The organism is Nitrobacter sp. (genome assembly GCF_047149785.1).
Classification (GTDB): Bacteria; Pseudomonadota; Alphaproteobacteria; order Rhizobiales; family Xanthobacteraceae; genus Nitrobacter.
In genome coordinates, this window is the sequence record NZ_BAAGBE010000001.1 from 2,739,429 (window position 1) to 2,766,321 (window position 26,893).

23 protein-coding genes and 4 pseudogenes are annotated in these 26,893 nt (G+C 61.2%); 13 read left to right on the plus strand and 14 right to left on the minus strand.

All coding sequences use genetic code 11. The annotated features are described in order from the left end of the window. Positions 1–358: 358 nt before the first annotated feature. From ACMDCM_RS12720 to ACMDCM_RS12740, 5 genes are all read left to right on the plus strand, one after another. Entirely contained in the window at positions 359–1,579 is a 1,221-nt protein-coding gene (locus ACMDCM_RS12720) for an amino acid ABC transporter substrate-binding protein (protein ID WP_412773895.1), read from the plus strand. A gap of 128 nt (positions 1,580–1,707) precedes the next feature. Further along, positions 1,708–2,571: a branched-chain amino acid ABC transporter permease gene (locus ACMDCM_RS12725; RefSeq protein WP_412773896.1), complete on the plus strand. Its 864-nt coding sequence runs from the start codon at positions 1,708–1,710 to the stop codon at positions 2,569–2,571. Next, complete coding sequence (locus tag ACMDCM_RS12730; RefSeq protein WP_412773897.1) at positions 2,568–3,515, plus strand: branched-chain amino acid ABC transporter permease; 948 nt, start codon at positions 2,568–2,570, stop codon at positions 3,513–3,515. The genes ACMDCM_RS12725 and ACMDCM_RS12730 overlap by 4 nt, the downstream gene beginning before the upstream one ends. Next, on the plus strand, positions 3,512–4,246 hold the full coding sequence (locus ACMDCM_RS12735) for an ABC transporter ATP-binding protein (protein WP_412773898.1): 735 nt from the start codon (positions 3,512–3,514) through the stop codon (positions 4,244–4,246). The genes ACMDCM_RS12730 and ACMDCM_RS12735 overlap by 4 nt, the downstream gene beginning before the upstream one ends. After that, positions 4,243–4,974: an ABC transporter ATP-binding protein gene (locus ACMDCM_RS12740; RefSeq protein ID WP_412773899.1), complete on the plus strand. Its 732-nt coding sequence runs from the start codon at positions 4,243–4,245 to the stop codon at positions 4,972–4,974. Before ACMDCM_RS12735 ends, ACMDCM_RS12740 begins: the two co-directional genes overlap by 4 nt. Positions 4,975–4,982: 8 nt before the next feature. Here the strand turns inward: ACMDCM_RS12740 and dusA are convergent, their stop codons facing one another. Further along, positions 4,983–6,038, minus strand: coding sequence for a tRNA dihydrouridine(20/20a) synthase DusA (dusA, locus tag ACMDCM_RS12745; RefSeq protein WP_412773900.1), 1,056 nt, complete (start codon positions 6,036–6,038; stop codon positions 4,983–4,985). A 101-nt stretch (positions 6,039–6,139) separates the two neighbouring features. Between dusA and ACMDCM_RS12750 the strand changes: the two genes are divergently transcribed. From ACMDCM_RS12750 to ACMDCM_RS12760, 3 genes are all read left to right on the plus strand, one after another. After that, positions 6,140–7,198 (plus strand): site-specific integrase, encoded by a 1,059-nt coding sequence (locus tag ACMDCM_RS12750; RefSeq protein WP_412773901.1) that lies wholly within the window; start codon positions 6,140–6,142, stop codon positions 7,196–7,198. Positions 7,199–7,226: 28 nt separating this feature from the next. After that, on the plus strand, positions 7,227–7,640 hold the full coding sequence (locus ACMDCM_RS12755) for a hypothetical protein (RefSeq protein WP_412773902.1): 414 nt from the start codon (positions 7,227–7,229) through the stop codon (positions 7,638–7,640). Between the two features lie 68 nt (positions 7,641–7,708). Then, positions 7,709–8,092, plus strand: coding sequence for a hypothetical protein (locus ACMDCM_RS12760; protein WP_412773903.1), 384 nt, complete (start codon positions 7,709–7,711; stop codon positions 8,090–8,092). Between the two features lie 466 nt (positions 8,093–8,558). Here ACMDCM_RS12760 and ACMDCM_RS12765 read toward each other — a convergent pair whose 3' ends face one another. The 4 genes from ACMDCM_RS12765 to ACMDCM_RS12780 form a co-directional block, all read right to left on the minus strand. Beyond that, entirely contained in the window at positions 8,559–9,341 is a 783-nt protein-coding gene (locus ACMDCM_RS12765) for a hypothetical protein (RefSeq protein ID WP_412773904.1), read from the minus strand. A gap of 32 nt (positions 9,342–9,373) precedes the next feature. Continuing rightward, entirely contained in the window at positions 9,374–9,619 is a 246-nt protein-coding gene (locus tag ACMDCM_RS12770; RefSeq protein ID WP_412773905.1) for a hypothetical protein, read from the minus strand. Positions 9,620–9,719: 100 nt separating this feature from the next. Beyond that, positions 9,720–9,932 (minus strand): transcriptional regulator domain-containing protein, encoded by a 213-nt coding sequence (locus ACMDCM_RS12775; protein ID WP_412773906.1) that lies wholly within the window; start codon positions 9,930–9,932, stop codon positions 9,720–9,722. Positions 9,933–10,109: 177 nt separating this feature from the next. Beyond that, positions 10,110–10,370, minus strand: a complete 261-nt coding sequence (locus tag ACMDCM_RS12780) for a DNA -binding domain-containing protein (RefSeq protein WP_412773907.1) — start codon at positions 10,368–10,370, stop codon at positions 10,110–10,112. Between the two features lie 212 nt (positions 10,371–10,582). On the opposite strand from ACMDCM_RS12780, the gene ACMDCM_RS12785 reads away from it, so the two are divergent. Further along, positions 10,583–10,831 carry a helix-turn-helix domain-containing protein gene (locus ACMDCM_RS12785; protein WP_412773908.1) on the plus strand — a complete coding sequence of 83 codons (249 nt, stop codon included), beginning with the start codon at positions 10,583–10,585 and terminating at the stop codon, positions 10,829–10,831. Between the two features lie 1,163 nt (positions 10,832–11,994). On the opposite strand, the gene ACMDCM_RS12790 is transcribed toward ACMDCM_RS12785, so the two are convergent. After that, the gene (locus tag ACMDCM_RS12790) at positions 11,995–12,549 is read right to left on the minus strand and encodes a thioredoxin family protein (protein ID WP_412773909.1); all 555 of its coding nucleotides are present in this window, start codon (positions 12,547–12,549) and stop codon (positions 11,995–11,997) included. Between the two features lie 369 nt (positions 12,550–12,918). Here ACMDCM_RS12790 and ACMDCM_RS12795 point away from each other — a divergent pair, with 369 nt between their 5' ends. Then, positions 12,919–13,452: a hypothetical protein gene (locus ACMDCM_RS12795; protein ID WP_412773910.1), complete on the plus strand. Its 534-nt coding sequence runs from the start codon at positions 12,919–12,921 to the stop codon at positions 13,450–13,452. Positions 13,453–13,511: 59 nt separating this feature from the next. Here the strand turns inward: ACMDCM_RS12795 and ACMDCM_RS12800 are convergent. From ACMDCM_RS12800 to ACMDCM_RS12820, 5 genes and pseudogenes are all read right to left on the minus strand, one after another. Then, positions 13,512–13,797, minus strand: a pseudogene (locus ACMDCM_RS12800) (winged helix-turn-helix domain-containing protein); the annotation flags it as partial. A gap of 100 nt (positions 13,798–13,897) precedes the next feature. Further along, positions 13,898–15,484: an AAA family ATPase gene (locus tag ACMDCM_RS12805; RefSeq protein WP_412773911.1), complete on the minus strand. Its 1,587-nt coding sequence runs from the start codon at positions 15,482–15,484 to the stop codon at positions 13,898–13,900. After that, entirely contained in the window at positions 15,481–16,215 is a 735-nt protein-coding gene (locus tag ACMDCM_RS12810) for an ATP-binding cassette domain-containing protein (protein ID WP_412773912.1), read from the minus strand. The genes ACMDCM_RS12805 and ACMDCM_RS12810 overlap by 4 nt, the downstream gene beginning before the upstream one ends. A gap of 49 nt (positions 16,216–16,264) precedes the next feature. Then, positions 16,265–17,392, minus strand: a pseudogene (locus ACMDCM_RS12815) (SbmA/BacA-like family transporter); the annotation flags it as partial. A 30-nt stretch (positions 17,393–17,422) separates the two neighbouring features. Then, positions 17,423–19,747 (minus strand): TonB-dependent siderophore receptor, encoded by a 2,325-nt coding sequence (locus ACMDCM_RS12820; RefSeq protein WP_412773913.1) that lies wholly within the window; start codon positions 19,745–19,747, stop codon positions 17,423–17,425. A 487-nt stretch (positions 19,748–20,234) separates the two neighbouring features. Here ACMDCM_RS12820 and ACMDCM_RS12825 point away from each other — a divergent pair, with 487 nt between their 5' ends. Further along, the gene (locus ACMDCM_RS12825) at positions 20,235–20,705 is read left to right on the plus strand and encodes a winged helix-turn-helix domain-containing protein (RefSeq protein WP_412773914.1); all 471 of its coding nucleotides are present in this window, start codon (positions 20,235–20,237) and stop codon (positions 20,703–20,705) included. 94 nt (positions 20,706–20,799) lie between these two features. Continuing rightward, positions 20,800–20,945, plus strand: a pseudogene (locus tag ACMDCM_RS12830) (chromate transporter); the annotation flags it as partial. Positions 20,946–21,023: 78 nt separating this feature from the next. Here the strand turns inward: ACMDCM_RS12830 and ACMDCM_RS12835 are convergent. Next, a pseudogene (locus ACMDCM_RS12835) lies at positions 21,024–21,176 on the minus strand (CopG family transcriptional regulator); the annotation flags it as partial. A gap of 458 nt (positions 21,177–21,634) precedes the next feature. Then, a complete protein-coding gene (locus ACMDCM_RS12840) occupies positions 21,635–21,967 on the minus strand; it encodes a hypothetical protein (protein ID WP_412773915.1) in 333 nt (110 codons plus the stop codon). Positions 21,968–22,094: 127 nt separating this feature from the next. Here ACMDCM_RS12840 and ACMDCM_RS12845 point away from each other — a divergent pair, with 127 nt between their 5' ends. Further along, positions 22,095–22,472 (plus strand): thermonuclease family protein, encoded by a 378-nt coding sequence (locus tag ACMDCM_RS12845; RefSeq protein WP_412773916.1) that lies wholly within the window; start codon positions 22,095–22,097, stop codon positions 22,470–22,472. Between the two features lie 20 nt (positions 22,473–22,492). Here the strand turns inward: ACMDCM_RS12845 and ACMDCM_RS12850 are convergent, their stop codons facing one another. Next, positions 22,493–26,770, minus strand: coding sequence for an autotransporter domain-containing protein (locus tag ACMDCM_RS12850; RefSeq protein WP_412773917.1), 4,278 nt, complete (start codon positions 26,768–26,770; stop codon positions 22,493–22,495). Positions 26,771–26,893: the final 123 nt, after the last annotated feature.

The following is a 26,893-nucleotide window of genomic DNA, read 5'->3' on the forward strand; positions in this document are numbered from 1 at the left end:
CACGGTTGACCTCCCTCACAATTACGGGCGCTTCCAAGCACGTGCTCGTGATCGTTCCGACAACCGGCGGTTTTCTTGCCGCCATCCGCGCCTGACGCACACGCGGTCCTTGCCGGCGGTTGGGGGAGCGAAATGCAGGTGAGCACAGATTCATTCTATTGTACGACGGATAGTGTATGATGGGGAACCAAAATGCTTGCGCGCCGGTTGTATCGTCCGGTGGAGACATCCATCCTGCATCATCCTCCTTATTCGGGCGCTGATCGCGGGGAGCATGGGGCAAATACGCCGTAAGACGCATTAATTTCCGGAAAAAACCGGCGCAGGGATAGACAGACAGGATGATGGAGGTCGTCACATGTTAAAGATGTCCGGTTTGCCGGCCGCCTTGGTCGCGGCTGCGGTTGCGATGTCATTCGGCGCAATGCCGTCTGGCCCGGCCGTGGCAAAGGACCTCGTCCTGGGAGCGTCCGTGCAATTGACCGGACCGATCGCCAATACCGGCCGGTATTATCGTGACGCCTATCAGCTCGCGGTCGACAAGATCAACGAAGCTGGCGGGGTCAAGGTCGGCAACGAGGCATACAATCTCGTGCTCAAGCTTTACGACAATCAGTCGGACGTCAATTTGAGCGTGCGCCAGTACACGCAACTTGTGTCCCGGGACAAGGTGAATTTCCTGCTGGGGCCGTTCGCAAGCAATTTCGCGCTGGCGGATTCGGCGGTGTCGGAAAAGTACCGGATTCCGATGGTCCAGGGCGGCGGCGCGTCGGACCAGATCTTCGCGCGCAAGTTCAAGTATATTTTCGGAACGCTGGCGCCGGCCAGCAACTATTTCGGCTCAACGGTGGAGATGATGAAGGGGCTCGACCCGGCCCCCAAATCGGTCGCGCTGCTTTATGCCGACGATGCCTTCGACGTCTCGGTCGCTGAAGGGACGCGGCCCAAATTGAAAGCGGCGGGCTTCACCCTTGCCATGGACGAGCGCTACAGCACCAACGCCACGGACTTCAATTCGCTGCTCTCGCAGGTCAAGAGCAAGAACGTCGATGCGGTGCTGGTGGCGGGCCACGAAACCGAAATTCTGAATTTCGTGCGGCAGGCCAAGAGTCTTGCTGTCGCGCCGAAGATGTATTCCTTCACGGTGGGCGTTCCCAGCGAGGATTTCCGCAAGGCCCTCGGCAAAGATGCCGACTACGCTTTCGGCATGACGGCCTGGCTTCCTTCCGCCGACCTCAAGGATCGCTGGTTCGGCGATGCCGCGCAATTCGCCTCGGCCTTCAAGACGAAGTTCGGCTACGATCCTGATTATCATGCCGCATCCGGCGCGGCCGACGTAGAGGCATTGGTGAAAGCGGTGGAAGATGCCGGAACGATCGACCCCGGCAAGGTGCGGGACGCCCTGTCGAAGGTGAAGTTCGACAGTCTTTACGGACAGATCGAGTTCGACGAGAATGGCCAGATTGATCTGCCGCAAACCGTCATTCAGGTGCAGGGAGATGAACTGGTTGCGATCTACGGCGTCCACGGTAAAATCGCATCGCCGAAATATCCGATGCCGGCCTGGAACGCGCGCTAGCATGGTCCCGGAAATATAAGATCATGCTCAATCAAGAAAATAAGGCTGGAGTCAGATTCAACCACGTTGAAGCTGACTCTGGCGGGAATCGCGAACGACCCGCCGGCTAAAAAGGGGGCTGGACGACGTTGGATCTGCTCGGGCAAGTCCTCATCAACGGCATCCTTCTGGGCGGGTTGTATGCGATGATGGCGCTCGGCCTCGCGCTGGTGTGGGGCGTGCTGAATATCGTCAATCTCGCGCACGGCGCGTTCATCATGCTCGGCGCCTATGTGTCGTGGTATCTCTTTACATACCTGCACATCGACCCGTTTCTGGGACTGCCGATCACCGCGGCGGTGATGTTCGCGATCGGGTACGGCGTCCAGCGCGGCATTTTGAACCTGATCGTCCGCGCGCCGATGTTCAACACGCTGCTGATAACGTTCGGTCTGGAGGTGGTGCTGACCTATCTCGCGCAGCTTGCCTTCTCGGCCGACTTTCGCACCATCAATCCCGCCTATGCGGGCGACAGCATTGTGCTGGGGCCGGTCGTGTTGCCGCTGGCGCGGCTTCTCGCCTTCGGCGTGGCCATCGCGCTGACGATCGGCATGTGGCTGTTCCTGCTGCACACGAGGCTCGGACGCGCGATCCGCGCCACCGCGCAGAATCTGGTGGCGGCCCGTCTCTACGGCGTTGAGCCGCGGCATCTCTACGCCGTCACCTTTGGTATCGGAATCGCGCTCGCGGGAGCGGCCGGAGGCCTTTATGGAACCGTATCGCAGATCAATCCGTACATCGGCGCGTCATTGACCGCGAAGTCGTTCGCCATCTCGATTATCGGCGGATTGGACAATCCGCTCGGCGTGATCGTCGGAGGCTTGTTTCTGGGAATCCTCGAATCGCTGACCGCGCTCTACGTCGGGCCGACTTACGCCGACGTGGCGAGCTTTGGCGTGCTGGTGCTGGTCCTGATCGTGCGGCCGACCGGCCTGCTCGGAAAAGCCGCGTGAGGGCGCTTCGCATACCGCTTATCCTGGCGGCGCTCGCCGTTCTCGCGGCGGTGCCGTGGTTCGGATCGGACGTCCTGATCCAGTTCGGAATCAACGCCTTGCTGCTCGCCGTTCTGGCGCAGGGCTGGAATATCATCGGCGGCTATACCGGCTACGCGTCCTTCGGCAATTCGGTGTTCTACGGGCTCGGCAGCTACGGCGTTGGCATCGCGATGGCGCAATGGCAATTGCCGTTCGCCGTCGGTCTGGTGTTCGGCGTGGCGCTTGCGGTCACCTTCGCCGTTCTCCTCGGAATTCCGGTTCTTCGGCTGAGGGGGCACTATTTCGCGATCGCGACGCTGGCGCTCGCTCAGGTCATGACCGCAATCGTCTCCAACGTGGGATTGGCCGGTCAGAATATCGGGCTCGTGCTGCCCCCGCTCAACAACGATTCTCTTTTTTACGAGCTGTCGCTCGGACTGCTGGTGGTGGCGACACTGACGGTTTTCTGGCTGACGCGCAGCCGCTTCGGCTTCGGACTGATCGCGATCCGCGAAAACGAAGAAGGCGCGGAAGTGATGGGCGTCAACACGACATTGTACAAGACAATGGCGTTCGCGCTTTCCGGCGTCTTCAGTGCGCTGGCCGGCGGCATTCACGCCTACTGGGTGACGTTCATCGATCCGGAAAGCGCATTCGATATCAGCCTGAACGTCAAGATGATCATCATGGCGGTATTCGGCGGCCCCGGCACGGTTCTGGGACCGATCGTCGGGGCGCTCTCGCTTTCGGCGATCTCCGAATTCCTGTCGAGCGAGATCACCAGCCTTGCGAGCCTTTTCTTCGGCATCGTCGTCGTGGCCGCGGTCGTCCTTATGCCGCGCGGTCTGGCGGACATGCTGCGGCGATTCCGCAAGACCGGGTGGCGGTACTTCGCCGAGAATATCCGGGCGCACCGGCTATGACCCCGGCGCTCGAAATCAGGAACGTGACCCGCCGCTTCGCCGGCCTGATCGCGGTCAACAACGTCAGTTTTCTGCTGCAGCCCCGGGAAATCCTCGGAGTGATCGGTCCAAATGGCGCGGGAAAAACCACGCTCATCAGCCTGATCAGCGGCACGCTCGCGCCGACGTCCGGAGACGTCCTTTTCGAAGGACAGTCCCTCGCCGGCATGCCCGCCTACCGCCGCGCCCGGCTGGGCATCGGGCGCACGTTCCAGATCATGCGGCCGTTTCCCGGCTTATCGGTGCTGGACAACGTCGCTGTCGGCGCCCTCTTCGGTCACGGCGGAGGACACGCCAGACTCGCGAAGGCCCGCGAGCAAGCCCGCGCTCAACTTGATTTTGTCGGGCTCGGCAAGTTCGTCGATCAACGCGCGGACGAGTTGGGAGGCCCCGGCCGCAAGCGGCTGGAGCTGGCAAAGGCTCTGGCGATGCAGCCGAAGGTGTTGCTGTGCGACGAGGTCATGGCCGGGCTGAACCTGGTCGAGATCGACGAGGTGATCGAGGTGATCCGCAAGGTTCGTGACACCGGAATCAGCGTTCTCGTCATCGAGCACGTCATCAAGGCGATCAAGAGCCTCTCGGATCGGCTGCTGGTTCTGCACCATGGGGAAAAAATCGCCGATGGCGAACCCGCAAGCGTGCTGGCGAACCAGACCGTCGTCGAGGCCTATCTCGGCAAGAGGCGGATATGAACGCGAAGCCGGCGGCCAAGAACCCTCTTCTGGACGTCCGCTCGGTCAGCGCGGGCTATGGCGGAATGCCGGTGCTGCACGATGTCGCCCTGACGGTCTATCCGGCCGAGATCGTGGCGCTGGTCGGCAGCAACGGCGCGGGCAAAACCACCTTGCTGCGCACGCTGTCGCGGGTGCTTTCCGCCACCGGTGGCATCGTCATGAACGGTCACGATCTGATGCCGATGACCTCCGATCAGGTCTTTGCCGCCGGACTGGTCCAGGTTCCTGAAGGCCGCCAGTTGTTCGACCGCATGAGCGTGCAGGACAACCTGCTGATGGGCGCCTACAGACGAACCGACAAGGCCGCCGTCGCGCGCGATCTCGATCGGATGTATGCGATGTTTCCGCGTCTGTCGGAGCGCCGTCGGCAACTCGCCGGAAGCATGTCGGGCGGCGAGCAGCAGATGTGCGCGATGGCGCGCGGCCTGATGGCGGCGCCGGTCCTGTTGACGATCGACGAGATGAGCCTGGGACTGGCGCCCGTTATCGTCGAACAGTTAATGGAGGTTCTGACGACGATCCGCGACGAAGGCGTAACCGTGCTGCTGGTCGAACAGGACGTCAATTTGGCGCTGTCGACCGCCGATCGGGGCTACGTGATGGAAACCGGTCGCATCGTTCATGGCGGCTCCGCCAAACAGCTCATCGACGATCCGGAAGTGCGGCGCGCCTATCTTGGTCTCTGAGCAACCGCTTATGGCGTTTCGAGCGAAGCATGTCCTCGGGCTTGAACCGATGATGGATCCCGGTTCTCGTACAGGGAATGCTCAGCGGTGGTCCCGTCCACCAGCGCCAGCGCCTCCTTCAAGACGTTGACGCCGGCATCGGCCTTCGCGCCGTTCTCGGCGAGATGGCGGCGGAACGCCCGCGCTCCCGGCACGCCATGAAAGGCGCCGACAAGGTGCCGGGTGATGGAATGCAATCGCGCGCCGCCCGCGAGTTGATCCTCGATGTAGGGAATCATCGCCTGGATCGCGCACTTCATCGTAGCGTGCGGCGGCTCCTCGCCGAACAGTTCGGAATCGACTTCCAACAAACGCCATGGCTCCTGATAGGCGGCGCGGCCGAGCATGACCCCGTCGACATGCGCGAGATGGCTTTTAGCTTCTGAAATGCTGTCGATGCCGCCGTTGATGATCACGGGCAGATCGGGAAACGACGCCTTCAACCGGTAAACCCTGTCATAGTCCAGCGGCGGAAGATTCCGGTTCTCCTTCGGCGACAATCCCTGAAGCCACGCCTTGCGCGCGTGGACGATCAGGGCGTCGGCGCCGGCGGCCACGACCTTTCGCGCGAAGGTGTCGAGGCCGGCTTCCGGATCCTGATCGTCGATCCCGATCCGGCACTTCACGGTGACCGGAACGGACACTGCGCGTTTCATCGCGTGAACGCCGTCGGCGACGAGATCCGGCTCGGCCATCAGGCAGGCGCCGAACCGTCCGTCCTTCACGCGGTCGGACGGACAGCCGACGTTCAGATTAATTTCGTCGTAGCCGAAATCCTCGCCGATGCGCGCGGACGCCGCAAGATCATCCGCGCGCGATCCGCCGAGCTGGAGCGCAACCGGATGCTCGACATCGCTGAACCCCAGCAAGCGTTTCCGCGCACCGTGAATGATCGCACCGGTGGTCAACATCTCTGTATAGAGCCAAGCATCGCGCGTGAGCAGGCGATGGAATACACGGCAATGCCGATCCGTCCAGTCCATCATCGGCGCAACGGAAAATCTATGTTGTTGATTTAGCTGCATTTTTTCAGTATATTCAGATCGTTAGGTTACGTCGTGTGCACTCGTTTCCACGCTGTCATACGACGTTTTTTCCGAACTTTCGACGCCTCAGTGCACACGTAATGGCGACTTTTACCAGATTGAAGTCCGGTTCGTGGCGGGTCCAAATCCGTCGCAAGGGGAAGTACGTCAACGAGACGTTCCTACGCCGGAAGGACGCCGAGGAATGGGCGCTAGACCTCGAACGACGAATTGATCGTCAAGAACCTGCAAACACGCGATCGCGGGACGTCAAGCTTTTCGGCGATCTCATATCCCTTCATCGGCAAGACCTTCAGGAAGTCGGCAAGAAGATCGGACGGTCGAAGAACGCCAGCTTGAACTTCCTGGATACGCGGCTTGGGCATCTCCGATACGGTGAGCTTGATCGCGAGCGGCTTATTAAATTTGGAAAAGAGCGTGCGGCTGAGGGTGCCGGTCCGGTCACCGTCGGCATGGATATCGGACATATCAAGACGATCTTGACCCATGCTGCGGCTATTCACGGCGTCGTCACCTCTGTCGAGCCGCTGGATCTTGCTCGAGTTGCGCTCGCTCGCCTCGGTCTCGTCGGCAAGGGGGATGAGCGCGATCGGCGTCCGACTCAAGACGAATTGGATCGGATTATCGCAGGCTTCCAGGCGAATGAGCGACAGCAGATCCCTGTTGATCGGATCGTTCGCTTCGCTGTTGCAACTGCAATGCGACAAGACGAGATTGTCCGCGTTGAATGGAGCGATTGGGATGCCTCAAATCGCATGTTGCTCATTCGCGACCGGAAAGACCCACGAAAGAAGAAGGGTAATGACCAGCGAATTCCGTTGTTGGATGTTTCCGGGTATGATGCAATGAAAATCATTGAGGAACAGGGGCGATATTCAAATAGCCGCGAAGGTCGCATATTCCCCTACAACGGAAAGTCAATCGGCACGGCGTTTCGCCGCCAGTGCAAAGATCTGAAGATAAAAGACCTGCACTTTCACGACCTTCGCCATGAAGGAACGAGCCGATTATTCGAAGCTGGATTTTCGATCGAGCAAGTTGCTCTGGTTACGGGCCATAAAGACTGGAAGATGCTTCGACGTTACACTCACATCAAACCCGAAACGCTTCACACAAACCGTGCATCGAAAGTGGCGTGATCCATCATCGCCCACCATTGTGGCGCCAATGAATTTACGGTCCTCCGGTTTGGCCGCAGAAGGGAAACAACATTCAGCAGTTGGGATATTGCTAATTGTCACGAAACTGGTGTTATGGCACGACAGCCGGATCCTAAAAAAAGGCGGCGACATGCTTTTCACAGTGTATTTGGTTGTCTTCACGTTGGCCTCATTGTCGTTGCTCCACCTCGTTCTAAGGCCGTACTTTGGACTGAGCGCTTCTGTTTGGATCTGGGTGGAATATATTTGGTGCGCTCTCTCATTTATCGCCCTGTTCCTCGCTAACATCCAAATTAAAGACAAGACGGAAGCGCTCGAGGCAGACCTTTATAAACCGCAGATAGCCAAGATGTGGGAAAACATTGTCGCCACGGGAAATGTCATCCAGGGCCACCTCACGCCGGAAGTGAAGCACTATTAAAAGAGCATCCATCCATTAACGCGACCGAGTTAATACAGATCGGACGCCTGAAGCGATTTGACGAAAAGATGCCGGCATATGTCGACCTACAGAACTTCTACTGGCGAGGTGGACCGTTTCTTTTTTGCAAGGCGATGTTTGGCGAGGACATGAACGTTGCGGAACAACGAGGGATCATTTCGACCTTCAAATTTAGCATGAGCCCTTCGGAGCATTTTTGGATCGAAGCTGCACAGGAATGTGCTGACGCGAGAGAACTCAGCGACAAATCGGTTTACCTCGTTGGCTATGAGAGTCAGAAATCTGGAATGCAGATCGCTTATAGCGTATCATATTTCTGGAGCTTCTTCCTTGCATTCGGATTAGCGCTGAAGCTGACAAAGACGACGAGCGATTTTGCAGCGCTGCGAAAACGAAAAGTGGCCGAGTCACCCGTATCAGCATCAACTTGACAGGTCATTCCCGTCCAGCACAGTGACATCGCAGCCTCGATAAGCTTGTCGCGGCTTCGAGCGAGAGTCAAGAAAGCGCGAATAGAAGGTCTTCAAGCCAACTGGCGCGATGAGAGTTGGAGCCGGAGATCCGAGTGTTGGCCTGAACGATGACATCAACGCCAAAGCGCGCCGACGCGGAAGCGTTTAGACGGGGTGGTGACTGTTCTCTAAAGGCCGCTCCCATCCCTCGTGAGGTACACAGAGACGTTCACGGGCTTAAATTGTCATCGGTCCTTATTCCGCGTTGGCTCCCGTAAGGTCAGCGCTCGCAAGTACATTATCATAGAACCCGCGCTTTCTCCGCAGCTCCCGAATATCGATTGCAACAGCTTCGCGAAATTTGTTGATCGCTACCGACGCCTCATCAATTCGGTTCGGCAGATCATTCCGCGCTTTCAGTTCAGATTCATCTATTTTTGCTTTGTCATCGTCGGAAAGGTCGTACTCGGGGTCGTCTGCGTAAACAGACCCATTGTAGTCCGACATACAGTTGCTGAGCCGCCCGAGGATATCGATAAGGTTTTGACGTGCCGACCGTTATCTCGGCCCCTCCCATATCTTTGCTCGGACCGGTCGAGGCATCGACGCGGTTGAGGGCCACCCAACTGGCATTGCCCTGTTGATTGAAGGTCAGCGTGGTCAGCGCGCCGACGTTGAAGGTGGTCCAGTTCAGGACCGCCTGGGAGGCGGTCTGGTTGACGGTGACGTTGGTCTGACCGGATGCATCGACCGACTGGGTCGGCTGATCGGCGCCGCTCCAGCCGGCCGGCGGATTCGGCAGCAGACCGCCGGCGCCGAGGCCGTTCGGGATGGTGGTCGGCAAGGTCGCGGATTTCTGCGAGGCCAGCGCAGCGGCGCGCGCGGCGGCCTGAACCCCCTGCAAGGCCTGGAGAGCCTGCGTGGCGCGCGCCAGCGAACTCGCCGCCTGCTTGGCGACAGCGGCAGCCTGCTGCGAGGCCTCGGTCGCGGCGTCCGACGCAATGGTTGGCGGCGCAATCGTCGTGCCGCCGCTGCCAAAGCCAGAGCGCGCATGTACCGCCGGCGCCGATGCGAACAGGATCGCAATGGCGCTGGTCCCCGCCAGCAGCGCTTGGCGCGACAGCGTGTGCCGCGCGATGCGCTGCAGCGGCATCTGCGCAGACGTGGTCTCGGCCATGTATGTTCGTTGGCGCGAACGGCGGGCATTGCGGATGGAGGTCGAGACCATGGCAGTCATCCCCGGGATGAAATCAGACTGGACTATTGAAGAGAGACCTTGGGTTGGCCCGGACTCTTGTCCGAAGCGCCGTCAGCGGCCTGAGCCTGGTTTTGCGCCTCGCGGTTTGGCGCGTCATTTTTCCTGGCCAACGCTTGCAAGGCTTCCCGCAGATAGCCGATCAGGTCCTGCAAGAGGCGGTCCCAGAGCCTCCGCTCGCGCAGGAGCAGATCACGTCCGTCCGGACGATCGATGGAAAAGGTCGGTGCCGGCAAGCGGGTGAAGGACAATGAGCTCTGAGATTCAATGGGCGCCGCAGCCAGAATGACGGCAGCAGGCAGGACGTTCGGGTCCCACAGCGTCAGCGCCTGATCGCTGCGCTGTCTGGGATCACACGGGAAACCTCAAGCCCCAGCGCTTCGCCAGCGCCAGGGCCACCTCCAGGTCAGGGGATGTTCCGCCAACGGCATGGAGATTCATCTGCGCGTACTCCTGGCGGTAGTCGGGATCGCGTCGCAGAAACTCCCAGGCAAACGCCGGGCGCTGTGCGTCATGGAGATAATCGGTCGCATCGGGCGACCGCCACCCTGCTCCGTCCGGCATGCGAAGCCTCCCGCGCTACGCAAAGGTGCATGCCCCCCGACCCAAAACCCAAGGTCGACTATTTGAATCCTCTCCGGCGCACAGAAGTCCCCGACTTCGCAAAGCGTATTGCATCGCGAGGCCGGCGATGGTGCGAAAGATGGCCGCGATATCCTGAAAAACGTGCGGCTGGTCAGATCATTGTGATGGCCGGAGCAGATCGCGGTAGCCGACGTGGCTCATCCATCGCGCACGTGCAAGATGACTGTCATGCACGATGCGCGCGCGCTCGGGTTCGCGCTCGGCATCGAGACCAAAGATGATCTGCACGACCTCGCGCCAGTCGGCCCCTTCTTCCGCAGCGTCAAGCAGGCGAAGATAAGTTCGTAAATGCCGCTCGTCATAGGGAGTGAGATGCGGCACGTCCGGAGGGCGGTCATCGAAAACAGCAATGGTCATGGGCAGTCGCCCGAACTCGTTTACGCGGATTTACGACGCCCTTGCTTCGCCTTGATGACGACCGGAGGGCATTTGTGGGACCGCCCGGCCGTGCCGTTGGCGTGAGGCGCTGGCGCGCCCCGGCCTGATTCAACAGATTCCCGGGGCGGGGCCAAGTCTTTTTGTCGAGTATACTCCGTAGTGAAATACACTGCACGAAGAACACTTCGCGGATGGATATTCGCGACGTGTTCGCGCGCAACCTGCGCCGCCATCGTTATGCCAAGGGCCTGTCGCAGGAAGCGTTGGCGCATGAGGCGGACATGGATCGGACTTATGTCAGCGCACTCGAACGCGGCCTCTACAGCGCCAGCATCGACACCATCGCGAGGCTTGCAGACGTGCTTGGCATCGAGCCCGACGAACTGCTGCGGCGTGCGAAGGCCTCGCGGAACAAGGCATCGAGTTCCGCGCGCGCCTGAGCGTCCCAGATGGGCGGGACCAAAACCGGAGGAGAGATGCTCATGTTCGCAACACGGGTTGCGTCGCGCGAAAACCTGTTTGCCTGATGCCGTTAAAGACTGTCGTGCAGGAAGCCCGAGGTCATCCCGGTTTCACAACGCATGCGTATGGGGGCTGCGAGGAGATCAAGGTATCAGCGATGACGAGCATTCGTCCCGAAGACCGTGCGCCCTTCATGGGGTTTCGCGATTGTCCGGCGTGTGGTGAGGCCTTGTTTGCCGCCGAGCAGGCCACATTCGCCTGTGTCGGCTACATCGTTTTGCGGTGGCGCTGCGACGCCTGCGACCACGCACTTCAGACTTACGCAGAGGTGCCGCGCGGCCCGTCGGCGCGCGCAGCTTAAGCGCTTTTGTCGAGCCGCGATGTGGCGCATGACGCTTTGGATGTGACGCGAGAGCATAAGCGATGCCCCGCCGCCCCACCTGGCCTTCTTCTCTCAATCCTCGTGCTGCAGTTCTGCTGTGCCAGCGCGATTGCAGACGATGCCACCGACATCAGAACCCGCCTGCAGCAATGGACAGCCACCTTCACCGGCCGAGACAAAGTTGGGGCTTGCGACCTGTTCTCAAAATCGCTGATTTCCGATGTGCGGGATCAGGGGGAGGCGAACTACGAAACGCGGTGCGCAATAATCAGCTAAGCGCCCGACGATCCGAAGCGGTCATTCCATTACGATCTCAACATCAAGGATGTCACCATGTAAAGTCCGTCCCAGCAGGCCGGCTGAGCACTGAAACTGACGATGCGCTCGCCAGGGGACATATCGCGAGCGCACGCGCTTTACCTTAAGGCCAGCGCTTTTTACGGCGCGTCCTTTCACCCCATCTACGGCGCCTCGTCGATCCAGATCTGAGCAACAGCGAGCGTGAGATCCATATCGCCGAGCCGTCGATGAGACGGCACGCGGTGTCTGCAAACTCTCCAGAACAATCTTGAGTTTCTCATCATCGATCCAGCGACGCCGTCGACCAGTCTCAACAACCTCGAGCCGTTCAACCTGAGCACTGAGCTTATTGCTGTCCATAAGGACTGTTACACAACACTCGTCTCAACCGGACAAGGCGGCCCTCACCGGAGGGAGACGATGAGGCGTGCCGATACGGCTGCATGACAAGGGCTCGGTTTATCCATCCTTCCATTTGATCGAGCAGCCAAGGGACGGGTTTTGATCGGCTGGCGCCACACCGGTCTTCGCAATCGCGCGCATGGCTTCGACGAGTTCTCGAGGCGCCCCCGCGCGGGGCGGAGTTTTGCGGCCTTCGTCGAGCCGGCCGCGGTACTTGAGCTTGCGGTCAGCGCTGTAACCGAAGAAGTCCGGCGTACACACTGCCCCATACGCTCGCGCGACTGCCTGGGTCTCATCGTGCAGATAGGGAAATGGAAAACCATGAGCTTTGGCGAAATGCTTCATATTCTCAAATGAATCTTCAGGATAGCTCGCCGCATCGTTTGAGCAAATCGCCACAAAGCCAATGCCCTCCGACATCAGCACCCGCGCATCCGCGACCATGCGGTCGATTATCGCTTTGACATAGGGGCAATGGTTGCAAATGAAGACGACGACGGTGCCCTTTGCGCCGGCAAGGTCGTCCACACTGTAAGTCTTGCCGTCGGTCGCCGGAAGCCGAAACTCCGGCGCCGGCGTATCGAAAGTAACTTGGTCGGCTGTCATCGCCATGTCGCGTCTCCTTTGTCGCCACGATAGAAATTGTGATCGGTTTCGAAGTGCCCTTCGGCTCAAACGGTGAACCTCTTCGTCCTCTCTTGTAGATCGCGGCAGTTCCAATCAAACGATAAACCATCAAATTGTCACGCTTGATGCCGTAGCTATCTACCAGCGCAATGAAGCGGTCGGGCGAGAGTTGAAACTTCCCAGGAGGGACCTCGTAGGGCAAGGGCAACTCCTCGAGCGACGCCTTGCCCTTCGGCGCCATCTTGCTACCTTTCTTCCACTGGCTATCGGATAACCTCCGAGGTCTGGTCAGTCCGATCCGGCGTTCCCGCGCAGGTCGGCCGCTTTGTCAGCAGGTTATCGGAGCTTGTCGCCGTGTGGAAGAAAGAGACCATCGCGCATCACGAGGCCGGACACGCCGTGATCGCGCGCGTGCTGGACATCCCGGTAAGCTGCGCGACCCTCGATGCACTCGACGGCGCCAGTGCCGTGGTGACGAGGTCAAGGGCGACACACCTCGCCTTCGACGACCTTGAGGCGCCGGAGAAGTACGCCATTGTTGCGCTGGCCGGCCCACAGGCCCAGCATCACTATCGTCCCATGTCCCTCGCGGCCCAGAATCGCGCGTGCGACGGCGGCTGGCGCGTGGATCGCGCCAACGCGACAAGCCTCCTGGCGATGCTTGTTTTGCGGCAGCACGGCAAGCCTGCGATGCCGGGCAGCTACGTCGAGTTGGACGGCCCTGAGACAGAGGAGTTCGACCGCCTATTCAGCCGTACGACCCAAAGGACTGCCGATCTGGTCGAGGAAAACTGGCCTGCGATCCAGCGCGTCGCTGCAGCCCTGCTGAGCCGTCCCGCGCTTACCGAAGCCGATATCGACGCCCTAATCGCGGGGCACGACAACTAGCTGGTCTATTCTATCCCGATGTCTAGTCTGCGTTCAAACCCTGCCTTTTCTCCCGGGCAATAGCGCGCAACCAGGGAAACGCCGAACGACGTCAGCACCGTTCCGCCGCCATTCTTGCCGCCGATGCGCCGGGCCACGGCTTTGCAGCCGCAGATATGATTAATCTCGTCAACCAGGTCCCAGGCTCGTTTGTACGACATATCCATTGCGCGCCCGGTCGCCGAGATCGAGCCGCAGGATTCGATAGCCTCAAGCAGTTTCAATTTTGCCGGGGCCGATGCGAGCATCCATCGCAAGATCGACGCGAAGAGACAGGGAAGGCGGGGACGTCGCGTGCTTATGCATATCACGATCCGCTTCAATCAATTTTGTGAGCCGAGACCTCGGCTCACAGCCGTTGCTGGCGGCGTCGCCGAGGCAAGCCGGACATCGTGTCCTACTGAATTCAGACGATGGGCTGGTCGGCCCGCTTCCGAGGCTTGGTTCCGTAGAAGTTGCCGTGCGGTTCGGAGGTTGTAAGCGTGCCGGCTTGGGCCGAGGCGATCAGGTCCTTGGTGTGGCGGATTTCCGCGGCGGCACGGTCGAAATAGCTGTCGAGCGTCGCGGGCTTGATGTCGCGGATCACGTCGGCGGCGTAGAGCGCCTTGACGTCGGCCACGACGCGGCTGATGTCGGCGGCGTTGAAGCCTTCCGTCGCCGCCTTGACCCGCTCTACGTCATAAGCGCCGAGCCTCTCCGGCAGCTTGGCAAGATTACCGTCGAGGATTTCCTGGCGGGCGCGCGCGTCGGGCAGTTTGGTCTCCAGCCATAGTTCGACGCGGCCGGCCCGCAGCAGTGCCGCGGGCATCTGGTTGGGATCCATCGCCGTCAGGATCACCGCGACCTTGCCGGAGGTTTCCGTCTCCAACCCGTCGAGCATCGTGAGCAGGTAGCGGTTGAGGCCATGCAACCGCTCGCTCTGCATCAACACGTCGGCATCGTCGATGAAGATCACGGACGGCGTGCAGAGCTTGGCCTGGTCGAACACTGCCCGCACCTTGTTGTAGAATGGATCGGCCGACTCGCTGAAGATGGTGCCATCGATCATGAAGAACTTGCCCTTCATGCGATGCGCAAGCGCGCGGCCGACGCTGGTCTTGCCGGTGCCGGGCGGGCCGTAAAGCAGGACGCCCTTCTTCGGGGTGAGACCGAGATCGCCGAAGCGGGAATCGAACAGCATCGGATTGACGATGAAGGTCTGCAGTTTCTCGGCGATCTCCTCGAAGCCCTTCAGGCTCGAGAAGTCCACCTTCGCGACCTCGCCGAGCGAGACGTTGCTGCTCAGCATGCGGGTGTCGAGCAGGTCGAGCACAGTCTGGTCGTTGGCCGCAACATCGTCGCGGATCAGCGCACAGACCTCGTTGAGCTGATAGACGGATAGCTTGGAGGCGAAACTGAAGATGCGCCTGGCATCGAGCCTTCTGGCCCGCTCCGCACCAAGGTTGCGCTCGAGGAAGAAGCTGTAGTCGTCCGGCGTCAGTGCACCGAGCGGCAAGAACACCGCGCGTCCGTCGAGCTGGGGAACCAGCTTGAGGCGATCTGTGGCGGTAAATACCAACCGCTTGCCTTCGGCGCGGGCTGTTTCGAACAACGCCTGTAATGTTGTGTTCAAATAGTACGGGCGCGGATAGGCCATTGGAAACTTATTCGTGAAGCAAAACAGGTCGAGGTCCTCGACAAAGACGATGTCGGCCCTGTCGAGCGCGGCGTCGACCACCCGGTGCAGCCCCTCTTCATACGAAGGATGGTTCGCCCCTTCGGAAGCCTGCAGCACGTCGCGGCAGGAGATGCGGATGCCGCCGAATTCCTCGATCAGCCTGTTGAGCAAGGTGGTCTTTCCAGCCCCGACCCCACCGATGAGCACCGTCACGGGAACAGCGAGAACGGTCTCCCGCAGTCGCTGGAGGGCGTCGGCCTGGGTGGGCGACAGTTCTGCCGGCGCTGCGGCGGAATGGCCATGCGCAAAGATGGAGGACGGAATCGACAGGTTCATGACGAAGTGTTCCTTTCAGTCAGGTCGGCAGGGTTGATCTGGCGATGGCAGCAATGAACGGTTGCGATCGGCATATCGGTAAGCCACGACCCGCCGCATTCGCCGGCGGCGAGGTAAATGATGCGGGTATGCAGGGCGGCGAGCGAGGCGCGGTGTCCCGCGCTCAGGATCGCCGCATCGGGAAGCCGTTCGGCGAGCAGGCGATGGAGCGCGACCTCGGACTCCTCGTCCAGCGCCGAGGTCGCCTCGTCGAGCAGCAGGATGTCGGGCCGGTGCAATAGCGCGCGAGCGAAGGCGATGCGCTGCCGCTCGCCGCCGGACAGGCCGGATGCGGATGCGAATGCGATGTCATCGTCGTCGAGCCGAGCGATAAGCGCCGGTAACCCGACCGCGACGAGCGCGTCGCGCAACATCCCGTCAGAGATCGAATCTGCGAGACCAGGATAAGCAAGCGCGTCGCGCAGTGCGCCGAGCGGCAGGTAACCGCGTTGCGGCAGCGCCATCAGGCGCGCCCCGCGCTTGACGCTCACGCTGCATTCGCCGAACGGCCAGATGCCGGCCAGCGTCCGTATCAGGCTGGTCTTGCCGGCGCCCGAGGGACCACGAAGCAGGACGCGCTCGCCCGGGGGCCAAGGCGAGGTGAGTAGCAGAAGCGATAGGCGCACCGTCCGGCCGCCGCACCACGAGATCGCGGGCAAGCAGCGCAGGACCATCGCCGTCATGCGCGACATGCTCGATCCGGCTGCCTGCGCTCTCCTGCACCGCCACAAGCGCGGTCTCGAAGCCCGACAACCGGTCGATCACCGCGCCCCAATCGGTGAGCTTGGTGTAGTTGCGCATCAGGAACGAGAGTTCCCAGCGGATGCGGAAGAACACCCCCGAGGTCTGGGTCACGCCGCCGAGTTGCATCGCGCCGGAGAAGTAAAGCGGCACCGACATCAGATAAGGAAAGGCGATCGCGATGCCGTTGAAGGCGGTCGCGACGACGCTCAGCCAGCGCTGCCGCGACAGCAGCTCGTACCAGTTGGTGATGATGAAACCGAAGCGCCGGTCGAGCCCGGCGCGCTCGGCCGCCTCGCCGCTGAAATGCGCCACCTCCTCGGCGTTCTCGCGCAGCCGCGCCAGCGAGAAGCGGAAATCGGCTTCCGCCTTCTGCTGCGCGGCGTCGAGGCCGACCAGCGAGCGGCCGACGAGATGCGTCACCCAGGTGACCGGGCCCGCGATGAGAAACGAGGTCGTCACCAGCAACACGGGCATGGAGACCGCGATCCCCATCAATTTGATCGGAACGTTGGCAGGGATTGTCGCCAGCACGGTGGCGAAGGAAGCCAGCGTCACCAGCGTGGTCAGAAGGCCGAGGCCGGTCGAGATCGCATACGTGACATAGAGGTTGACGTCCTCGGCGATGCGCTGGTCCGGATTGTCAGGCGCGTTGCCGGCAAGCTGCACCCCGTAATGCGCGCCGTCCGCGAGCCAGGCATCGAGATAGCGTCCGGTAAGCCAGCGCCGCCAGCGGATCGTGAGGCATTTGTTGAGCGTGATATTCCCGAACGCAAGAACAACGTTGACGATGGTGATGCAACTGAAGACCACAAGGAGCTGAAACAGGAAGGCATTCCAGTCCCTGGCGCCGACCGCGTTGAACAGCGCCGCGTTCCAGTAGCTCGACGCCACCGCCACGCCGACCCCAGTGAGATTGAGCGCGACCACCCCGGCCAGCAGCGCCCGCGCCTGCCAGCGCTCCTCCGAGCGGAGCCACAACACACCAATGCGCCAGCCGGCCTTCGCCAGAACGATCACGCGACGGCGCGAACTCGTCTCCTGCCTCGGCTGCGCAGGGTTACTCATGAGAGCGGCCTTTGCGCCGGGCGCATGGGACCGACGAGACGCAAACTTGTCGTTTCTCATGCCCCGACATCAGACCTTGATACGCGTAGATCAAAACTTGGCGGTGGCTGAAAACGTGTAAGTTCTCGGAAATCCAAGGGCGATGGCGCCGGCGCCGTTTTGAATCCAATAATGGTGGTCGGCGACGTTCTGCACGTTCAGGCGCATGATCACCGGTGTGCCGTTGAAGGCCGTCTCATAGCGCAGACCCACGTCACCGACAGCGTAGGCCGGAACAAGGAGTGTATTTCGCGCATCGAGATAAGACGAGCCGACGTAGCTCACGCCTCCGGTCAGGTAGAGACTCTGAAGGAAGGGCAATCGGTATTCGCCATAAAGTGACGCCCTCCATTTTGACACAGCCAGTGGTCGTTTGCCGAGAAGAGTAGGATCATTGGTTTTCGTTACTTCCGGATCGAGATAGGTGCCGCCGCCCCTGATGGTCAGGTCGTCGGTGACTTTGCCGGTTGCGGTGAATTCGATGCCCTTGTGGATCTGACGGCCGTCCTGGTTCTGGGTCAATGTGCCATCGGGGTTGGTGACAATATAGTTGTTCGCCTTATCGATCTGAAAGGCGGCGAGGGTGAGGAAAACGCCGCCGACATTGGCCTTTGCCCCGAACTCGATCTGCTTGCTGATTGTGGGCGGCAGAATCGCTCCGGCATTCGTATAGATAGGCTGAAGGGGAACAGTGCCACCGGCCTGGAGCGCTTCGATATAAGTGCCGTAGAGCGAGACGTTGGACGTCGGCTTGAAGATCAGTGACGCGGTCGGCGTGACGGCCGACTTGTCGTAGCTGTTGGCTCCTACCAGCCCTGTTTTTTGGTTGTAGTTCAGCGAAACAATCGACGCGCGGTTTACCCCGGCCAGAATCGAGAAATATCGATTGAGGGTAATGTCATCGCCGATAACGATATTGGTGGCCGAGACCTTGGCATAACGGGTTTCGGGGCCTGATCCCAGAGGGTCGAATACGAGTGGTGCGGAGTTCTGGAGAGCGGTAAGGGTTGGATATACGGGACTGGTGATGGTTTTATTGTAACCGGTTATTGGGGTGGAGAAGTCGGTTGTATTACCGTTTGCTCCGAACGTGAGCTTGTGCTGAATGCCGAACGTGTCGAACTTCCGGTCGACGTAGAGATAGCCGCCCGCCTCTTCCGATAGAGGTCCCTCTTGGGACCAAGCTTGGTAGTAGTACTTCCCATCGGCTCGTAGAAACAACCTGTTCGGTGCTGCGGTGGTTATGATCGCCTTGTTAGAGATGACAGCCGCCCGCACCGTCGTGTCGTCATCGATGTCCCATCGGACATTGGCGCCTACCAGGTCGTACGCGTTATGGGAGGTGCCCCAATTCGGCAGGAGAGGTCTATGCGTGTCGAAATCCGACGCGGAGGGAATTCGTCCTGCTTGTGCGACATTGAACCAGGTTGCGACGTCCCCGGTGGACCAATAGTCGTGGTGTGCCATGTTAAGCGAGACTTTGAGAGAGTCGGTCACATGCCAGTCCACCGCGCCGCTGACGAAGGCCCGCCTCTCACCGACGCCAAGGACGTTATCGCCGTCCTGATAAACCGCGTTGAACCGGTAGCCGAACTTCCCTTCCTTATCGATCGGGCCACCCAGATCGAGATGGTTGAGAAACTGCGTGCCGCCAGAATTGCCAACCGTATAATTGAACAGAGGCGTCGCGGTCGGACGTTTGAGGACATAATTCGTCATTCCGCCGACGCTGCCTGTGCCGTAAAGAAAGCCCGAGGCCCCGGAGAAAACTTCCACGCGCTCGAGGCCTTCTAGGTCGTTGTTGCCATACACGAACCCGGTGAGGGGGATGCCATCTATTTCAAGACCTGTACCGAAGCCTCTTGCGACGGGATGCAGGCCATAGCCCTGGTTACTGGTGCCCGACGTGACATAGACGAGAGGGTTGAATTTGAAGAGTTGATCGTCCGTCGCCGCGATCGTGTTTTGCAGCAGCTCCGCTGATGTCACGTCAATCGAATACGGTGTATTGAGAATAGGTTTGTCGCCCCAGGGGCCCGTGGTTTTGGCCGTCTCGACCCTGTAACCCTGCGCCGCGGTGCCCTCGTGCTGGTCGTCGGACGAGACTCTGTTGTTCGTCCTGATCGGACGTACTTCAACATGTTGCCGCACGTGAGAAGGTTGCGCGCGTCTTGCAGCGACGCGGCGTGCAGGACGGGAAGAACGAGCACGATGCGTCATTCGGTGGGGCTCGTCGACGTGAATCGCGGGAAGGTCCGACTGCTGCTGCTGTTGTTGCTGCGCAAAGGCTGGCCCGCTATCGCTGGTCATCAATGCAAGTGAACTCACCGCTCCCAGGCCGATGGCCTTGAGGAAATTCCCCGCTGCCCCATTCATCTCGTGTCCCTGCTTCCTTATTACTGGTCCTTCCTGGGACCTCAGTTGAAATTTGCGTTTCCCGTCTCCGACGTGCCTTTGCCAGACCAATCAGGTAGTAACGTTATATTCATAATAATATAACGTATAGCAGTAACCATAATTATGTCGATCAGGACAATGTCCAACGCTTCGCCGGACAACCCCCATCGTCCGGGCTCGGTAGTGCGCGAGCCATCGTTATGTCCGCACCAACACAGCGTGACTAAGCAAGATTCTTGTATACCGTCAAGAGGTATATACCGTAATAAGGTATCTACTGTGATGCGGCATCAACCTTGCAGACTCAGGTTTTCAGAGTGGGGGTTCTCTTCGAACGCTTGGATCAATAACGTGCCTTGGCTGAAATCCTGATTCGAGGGTGGGTATGTCAATCTGGCTTTTTTTCCGCATCGAGTTCACGCGCGTAAATCCCGTGGGACGCAAGAAGTTCGGATCTTTGGCGGGGATGGGTACCGGTAGAGTCTGCATCCTTGAAGCGATTGATCGATATGGTTCGATCTCGGCCGGCGCTCCTGCTGTCGGCCTCAAATTTCAGCAGTTCTGGCGACAAGTGCAGGACCTCAATACGCAATTCAAGGAACCGGTCGTCGATATCCGGCGAAGCGGGCGCAACAGGGGAGCGTTCTTGACGCCCTTGGGCAAGGAGGTAGTCAGACGCTATCGAGAAATGGAGCGCATTACCAATAAGACGCTTGAAAAGCATTATCGGGAGTTCGAGGCGCTGGTTGGCATCGATTCCACCACACCGCCGTTTGTCCCGCGCTGGGCGCAACTGATCGATCCGGGAACGATCGCCAAACCGGCAAAGAAACGCGCCAGGACGCGGCAGCCCGTCGCCAAGCGTCCGCCAAGTAAAAAGATCAACGCGCGAGCCACGAAGCGCGTACTTGGTCGCTCGCGCGAGAGCAGGTCATAGTATCTGACGTAAGAGCCCCGCTCTCAACCGAAGAAAATCGCGACGCGCAAGTCGGAGTTGTCGCGAACTGAGCGACGAGATGATGGAATGAATATCATGCATGCGCGGTGCGAATGCTGCGGTAGTCGGTATTCTCAGCGCGGCGCTTTCCTTTTCCTCACGATCTGGAAATCACCGCCATGGATCGTAGTTGTCCTGCTCGCTTTGGCTGGAGTCGTTTTCCATGGCATGTTGAGATGAACTCGGACATGTTGCGCTGTCTGGCGATAAGCGTCTTCCCCATAAGAACTATGTTGAATTTGAAGCAACACGCGGATGTCATGGGTCCAGTGCTGATCTATCGATATCGTCCCCAATTTCCTGCCGCAGCTTCGGCCCCTTGGCGAGCCGACGCCCTAGCGCTTCGAGGAACTTGTCGTAGAGCTCGCCGTCCTTCGCGTGGGTCGCAGCCTGGGCAGATTTCGGCAGCGGCGCACTGTGGGACTAAACACCTAGTCTAAATAACCATTTACTCCAGCGCAAACTATCGACCATCTCAGGCGCTGCTGCTCCAGGTCACGCCGCTTCATCAGGCTCCGGCGTTGGGCCATCACTTATGGTCAGTGTGACGGACGCTGGATGCTGGACTTGCCCTGCACTTGGCTGGTCCACTTCGAGACCATCATAGCAAACGTGATGATCGCCCAAGCGGTGAACCCGAACAGAGCCGTAGCAATCAACGTCTTCCGCATTGGGCGGTGCCCTTCAGCCAGCTAACGTGCTCGAAATCGCCGGAACTGTAGTCCGGATTGCGCACATGCGATAGCGCCCGGCGAAGTCTGATATACCGCCTATCTTCTATATCAGAGCAACGATCCAATAGACGCCAATCGCCATCTAAACGGCGAAGGCGGCGAAACGAGCGCTTACCGCCGCGACGCTCGTCGAAGTTAGACGAATGATCGATCCACCGGGACGGCGCGGGGCCGTTCGTCGTCAGTGATTCCAAGGGCGTGCCGATGGCCTACGTTCACTGCCGCGATGATCTTGAAGGCGTCCGCTTCGCTCACAGCCATCTGACTTCTGACTTCGCGAAGCACGCCGGATAGCGAACGGAATTGCGCGATAAGCGCCATTCCAGGAATCATATAGGCAATCGAGAGCGGGACTACAAAAGGGTTAAGCCAGTGCTGATCACCGCTTTCAAGCAAAACCCCCTTCTCACGCCCCAGGCGCAAGTCATGCTGGCGATTCGCTACGGCAAGTGGAAGCCGATGGGTCATGCGAAGTAAGTTCTTTGCCACCACGCTCGCTTTAGCTCTTTCATCGCCTGCGCTCGCAGAACCGGATCACCGGACAGGCGTCCGTCACAGACGCAACACGCTCGAAATTCATGGGTAGCGCATTCGCTTGTCGGGCATAGACGCGCCCGAGTCCGACCAGCTTTGTCGCGGTGACGACAGCTTGCAACATCGATGCGGTGCCAAGGCAGCTAACGAGTTAGATCGCTTCATTGCTGGCAGGTCGGTTGGCTGCGAAGGCGTCGGTCGGGATCAGTATGGGCGCACGGTCACGGTATGCTCGATCGATGGTGAAGACGTTGCGGACTGGCTTGTTCGAAATGGGCTTGCGTTTGATTGGCCGCGATACTCAAACGGAAAGTATTCAGGCGCGCAGAAGGAAGCGGAGCGCGCGGGGCGTGGTGTTTGGGCGGGATCGTATGTCGTGCCGTGGGCCTATCGGGCGTGCATCAGGAATGGCGGACGGCCTGGTGGATGTTCGGATTGATGCTTCTGCGAAGTGACCGCTCACCAAGAGTACTTTAACACCCCTTTGCCGGCGTAGCTTTCGGTTGTGTTCGAGAACTCGCCTTCGAAAGTGGCGGCGGCTGCGAACCCATTGGCCCACGTCATTTCAGCGGCAGCCGTGACCAGTGCGGCCTCGCGCGCTTGCGCCGCACCATTGACGACAAACGACGCACCGGGCAACGACTGGAACGTCGCCGCGATCACGCGATCGGTGTCGAAGTTGTGAGCCCACGCCGCGCGGCCACGCAACGTCAGGATGGCATCGTTGAGTGCGAACGACTTGTCGGTGCGCACGCCGAGTTCGGAGCGTGATGCAGTTGCATTCTTCGCCGCGTAGCTGAGCGCGAACAGATTACCGCCCTGTTCGGCATAGGCGGGCAGATCATAGCTGGTGAACTGCCCCGCGACATAGGGCGTGACGCCCATCCATGAGGCGGCAATGTGGTAGCCGCCTTCGAGCCGTCCCGAGAAAGCACTGGCGTTAAAATTCGCACGCAGCCGCTCGATGCCGTTCGTCGTCACGATACGGTCCGTGGTAACGTCCTGCCAACCATAGGCGAGTGCGCCGCTGAGATAGGCATTTCCGATACTGTGACGCGCGTTGACACCGACCTGGAATAGATCGGAGCGCCCGGTGCCGAACCCGTTGTCGACGCGGAACTGGGTTCCGCCGCCGGCCATTGCAAAGCCCACCAGCGTATCCGGCGATATCCGGTAATCGGCGCCGACGGCGGCACCATAAACACTGCTGGTCGCGGTGTTAGAGCCGCCAACGCTGTTGCCATCGGTGGTCTGCGAACCGCCGAAGCCCGCCGCCCAAACATTCCAGCGTTGATCGAAGGCCGGCACCAACGGAGGCGCTTTGCGATAGATCGCGGCATAGGCCTCGCGTTCGGAAGCGTTGCGCGTCTTGCCGTTGGCTGCATAGCCGAGCGCGCCGGCACCGTCTGCATAGGCCATTGGCGCCGATGCCGCGCCGATGCCACCACGCCCGGCCATAAACGGGTCGGTCATCACCCCCATGAACAGGCTCATTGCGTTGAATGTCGCCTGTTGGGTGCCGGTGCCCAGTTCGCCGGAAACTTGTGTCAGCCCCTGCGGCGACAGCGCGCCGAACGCCAACGGAATCCCGCCGGTGCTATTGAAGAAGTTGGTCAACGTGGTCGCAACCGCTTGTTGATTGCGATTGAGGCCGCTGGGCAGAGCAAAATTCAAAGTCAGGTCGAGATAGGCGTTGTTGCCGTCATAGGCGAGCGCCGCGGCCTTGAAGTTGGTCGGGAGGTTGGTGTTGACCGGGCCTGAGAACGTCCCGCTGATGCCGCCGTCCGCGGTAAGAATAGTGTAGCGCTTCCCGACGTATGCGCCCGGAGCGAACTGCGCAGCCACCGTCGCGCCGCCCAGCGCCGCGCTGCCGGTGACATGGGTGAAGTCGGATGCCGTCGGCGACACTTCGACCATGTAGGTCGAGGCCGCCGTCAGCGTCAGATTGCCGGCCACCGTCAGCGTGCCGATCGAATTGCCCGGCGCCAGCGTGCCGCCATCGATCGTGGTGTTGCCGACCGTGCCGTTGCCGCCGAGCGTGCCGCCCGTGTTCACCGTTGTCAGCGACGACGACGCGATCGAGCCGTTCACCGACAGCGTGCCGGCATTCACCGTCGTCGCGCCGCTGTAGGTGTTGATGCCGGTGAGGGTGAGCTTGCCGGTGCCGGCTTGCACGACCTTGCCGGCATCGGGGCCGTCGTCGGAGATCACGCCGCCAAAGCTGTAAGCGTTGGAGCGGTTGAAGATCAGCGTGCCGCCGTTGGTGACGTTGCCGGCGATGGAGCCGGTGGTGCCGCCGTTGCCGATCTGTAATGCCCAGCACGAACAGATCGCGGTGCCGCCGGTGTATGCATTGGCGCCGGTCAGGGTGAAGATGCCGCTGGTGCCGACGGTGCCGACCCGTAGCGCGACCGATCCAGCCGGGCCGTCGGCGATCGTGCCGGAGAAGGTGGTATTGACGCTGGTGCCGCCGACGGCCAGCGTCGCGGCACCGCCGCCGGAGTTGGTCACCTTCCCGGCGCCGCTCAGCGAGCCGATGAACTGAAATGAACTGTTGAGATCGAGAGTTGCGCTCGCGGCGACGGTAAAGTCACTGTTGCTGCTCAGCGTACCGGACGGGTCTGCCCGCAGCGTGCCCGTCACGACGTTGCTCGCGCCGGAATAGTCGGTGGAGCCGGAGATCAGCAGCGTACCGGCGCCGAGCTTTGTCAGCCCGCCGGTACCGGAAAGTGTCTGCGACAGATCGAACGTATGGTTGATGTCGGCAATATCGAAGCCGCCACCGTTGGCGCCCCAGACGATGGGGCGCGCGGTGGAATTGAACGTTGTCCCCGTCACCCGTAGCGTGCCGCCGTTAAAGGTCAGCGCGCCTGAAACATCGCCGAGGCTCGCATCGGACGACACCGACAACGTGCCCTGAGTCAGCGTCCATGGCGTCACCGCCGTCGTCGCGTTCGTCAGCGTCCAGGTGCTCGTGCCTGTCTTCTCGAAACTGGTGAACCCCTGATATTGCGCAGCCGCGCCGATCTTCGAGACATCGAAACTGCTGTCAGCCGACCCGCCGAGGGTCAGCATGTTGCCCATGCCTGCCGTCGCATCGACATTGCCGACGATCGTCGACCCTGCCTGCAATTCCAGCCGGTTGGTGCCACCGGTGAAGGTGACGGCGTTGGCCCGCGTCAAGCCATCGCCGCCCATTCCGCCGGAAATCGTCCCTGCATTGACGATGGTGAGGTTCGACCCGACGATGCCCACGCCACCGGCGCCGCCCGCGCCGGCCGTCGCGCCCAGACCACCCGGACCGCCGGAATTCGGACCGGGGCCGCCGCCACGACCGCCGTTACCGCCGGGACCGCCGAGACCGCCAGCGCCCGAGGTTCCCGAACCGCCAGAATCGCCAGGATCGCCGGAACCACCACTCAAACCTGAACCTGTACCGCCATTACCGCCCGCACCGCCAAAGCCACCGGAGCCACCGAGGGCCGGGAAAGAAGCGTTGCCGCCGCTGCCGCCGTTGCCGCCCGCGCCGCCGTCACCGCCACGGCCCTTGGCGGCAACGCCTCCCATGCCGCCGGCCCCGCCGTCCCCGCCGACGCCGGCGCCAGAGCCGCCAAGACCGCCACTGCCACCGATACCGCCCGATCCGCCATCGCCGGAGGTAGCGCCACCCGCGCCCCCTGGGCCGCCGGCCCCGCCGAGACCGCCCGTCCCGCTCGTGCCGGAGTTGCTTCGGCCGCCAGCCCCGCCAGCCCCGCCAGCGCCGCCAGTGCCGATCGAGCCGGCGCTGCCGCCAGCCCCGCCTGCACCGCCGCTACCGCCGATGTCGTTAACGCCGCCATTGCCGCCCGCGCCCCCTGCGCCGCCATTGCCGCCGCTGGTATTCTGGAGCCCCGGGGCGGCGCTGCCGCCGGCGCCTCCGTTGCCGCCGGCAATCATACCGGTATTGAGCAGGGTCAAGTTGCTGCCGCTCACCGCGGCCCCGCCTGCGCCGCCCGTGCCCGCCGTACCGGAAGCGCCACCGGCGCCCTGGTTGCCGCCGCTACCACCGTTGCCGCCGCTGCCGCCCGCGCCGCCGACGCCGCCGGTGCCCGAGGCTGCCAAGTTACCGTTGCCGCCACTGCCGCCATTGCCCGCCGCGCCGCCGCCGCCGCCATCGGCCACGCCGCCCGTGCCGCCCTGTCCGCCAACAATGGCCCCGGCATTTTGCAGGGTGAACCCGCTGCCGGCGACCGCCGCGCCGCCGGCACCGCCGACGCCAGCCTGTCCGCCGGCGCCGCCCGCTCCGCCGTTGCCGCCCGCGCCGCCAGGGCCGCCGTTGCCGCCGATGACAGCGGCATTCAGACCGGCTGCACCGTCCGCGCCGTTGCCGCCCGCGCCGCCATTGGCGCTGCCGCCGATGCCGCCGGTGCCGCCGATCACAGCCGTATTCCCGTCGATGGTGAAGTTCGCGCCGGGAGTGGCGGCGGCATCGCCCGCTCCACCGATGCCGCCGCTGGTCGCCGCGTGCCCCGCCGTGCCGCCGCTCCCTGAGGTTGTTCCTCCATCTCCGTTGGTTCCGTCGCCGCCGAGGCCGGGATCTCCCGTCGCGCCCACGGTGCAGGTTGCGTAACTGACGCCGTTGATCGAAGGACAGGGGGTTGCCCATGCCGACGGCGCGTATGATCCCGCCGTGAGCGCGGTGGAGCACAACAGGGCCAGCATCGCCGCGCGATGTCCGCGATTCGAAATTTTCGGCATTGCACGCCGGTCTGAGATTGCCGGCCGTCCCGGCCACCGATCCATGCCCATCCCGATGCCCCTGCCGATGCGGCGCCTCGCCCCTTCTGATCTTCCCTTAGACTGGCAAATAGCTGCCGACGC

Bases quoted from the DNA above. Each gene is read 5' to 3' on its own strand.
- ACMDCM_RS12850 (WP_412773917.1), bottom strand. From the start codon at position 26,770: ATGCCGAAAATTTCGAATCGCGGACATCGCGCGGCGATGCTGGCCCTG.
- ACMDCM_RS12755 (WP_412773902.1), top strand. From the start codon at position 7,227: ATGAATTTACGGTCCTCCGGTTTGGCCGCAGAAGGGAAACAACATTCA.
- ACMDCM_RS12750 (WP_412773901.1), top strand. From the start codon at position 6,140: ATGGCGACTTTTACCAGATTGAAGTCCGGTTCGTGGCGGGTCCAAATC.
- ACMDCM_RS12785 (WP_412773908.1), top strand. From the start codon at position 10,583: ATGGATATTCGCGACGTGTTCGCGCGCAACCTGCGCCGCCATCGTTAT.
- ACMDCM_RS12775 (WP_412773906.1), bottom strand. From the start codon at position 9,932: ATGCCGGACGGAGCAGGGTGGCGGTCGCCCGATGCGACCGATTATCTC.
- ACMDCM_RS12735 (WP_412773898.1), top strand. From the start codon at position 3,512: ATGACCCCGGCGCTCGAAATCAGGAACGTGACCCGCCGCTTCGCCGGC.
- ACMDCM_RS12825 (WP_412773914.1), top strand. From the start codon at position 20,235: ATGGGTACCGGTAGAGTCTGCATCCTTGAAGCGATTGATCGATATGGT.
- ACMDCM_RS12840 (WP_412773915.1), bottom strand. From the start codon at position 21,967: ATGACCCATCGGCTTCCACTTGCCGTAGCGAATCGCCAGCATGACTTG.
- ACMDCM_RS12790 (WP_412773909.1), bottom strand. From the start codon at position 12,549: ATGGCGATGACAGCCGACCAAGTTACTTTCGATACGCCGGCGCCGGAG.
- ACMDCM_RS12760 (WP_412773903.1), top strand. From the start codon at position 7,709: ATGCCGGCATATGTCGACCTACAGAACTTCTACTGGCGAGGTGGACCG.
- ACMDCM_RS12740 (WP_412773899.1), top strand. From the start codon at position 4,243: ATGAACGCGAAGCCGGCGGCCAAGAACCCTCTTCTGGACGTCCGCTCG.
- ACMDCM_RS12805 (WP_412773911.1), bottom strand. From the start codon at position 15,484: ATGAACCTGTCGATTCCGTCCTCCATCTTTGCGCATGGCCATTCCGCC.
- ACMDCM_RS12810 (WP_412773912.1), bottom strand. From the start codon at position 16,215: ATGTCGCGCATGACGGCGATGGTCCTGCGCTGCTTGCCCGCGATCTCG.
- ACMDCM_RS12765 (WP_412773904.1), bottom strand. From the start codon at position 9,341: ATGGTCTCGACCTCCATCCGCAATGCCCGCCGTTCGCGCCAACGAACA.
- dusA (WP_412773900.1), bottom strand. From the start codon at position 6,038: ATGCAGCTAAATCAACAACATAGATTTTCCGTTGCGCCGATGATGGAC.
- ACMDCM_RS12720 (WP_412773895.1), top strand. From the start codon at position 359: ATGTTAAAGATGTCCGGTTTGCCGGCCGCCTTGGTCGCGGCTGCGGTT.
- ACMDCM_RS12780 (WP_412773907.1), bottom strand. From the start codon at position 10,370: ATGACCATTGCTGTTTTCGATGACCGCCCTCCGGACGTGCCGCATCTC.
- ACMDCM_RS12820 (WP_412773913.1), bottom strand. From the start codon at position 19,747: ATGAATGGGGCAGCGGGGAATTTCCTCAAGGCCATCGGCCTGGGAGCG.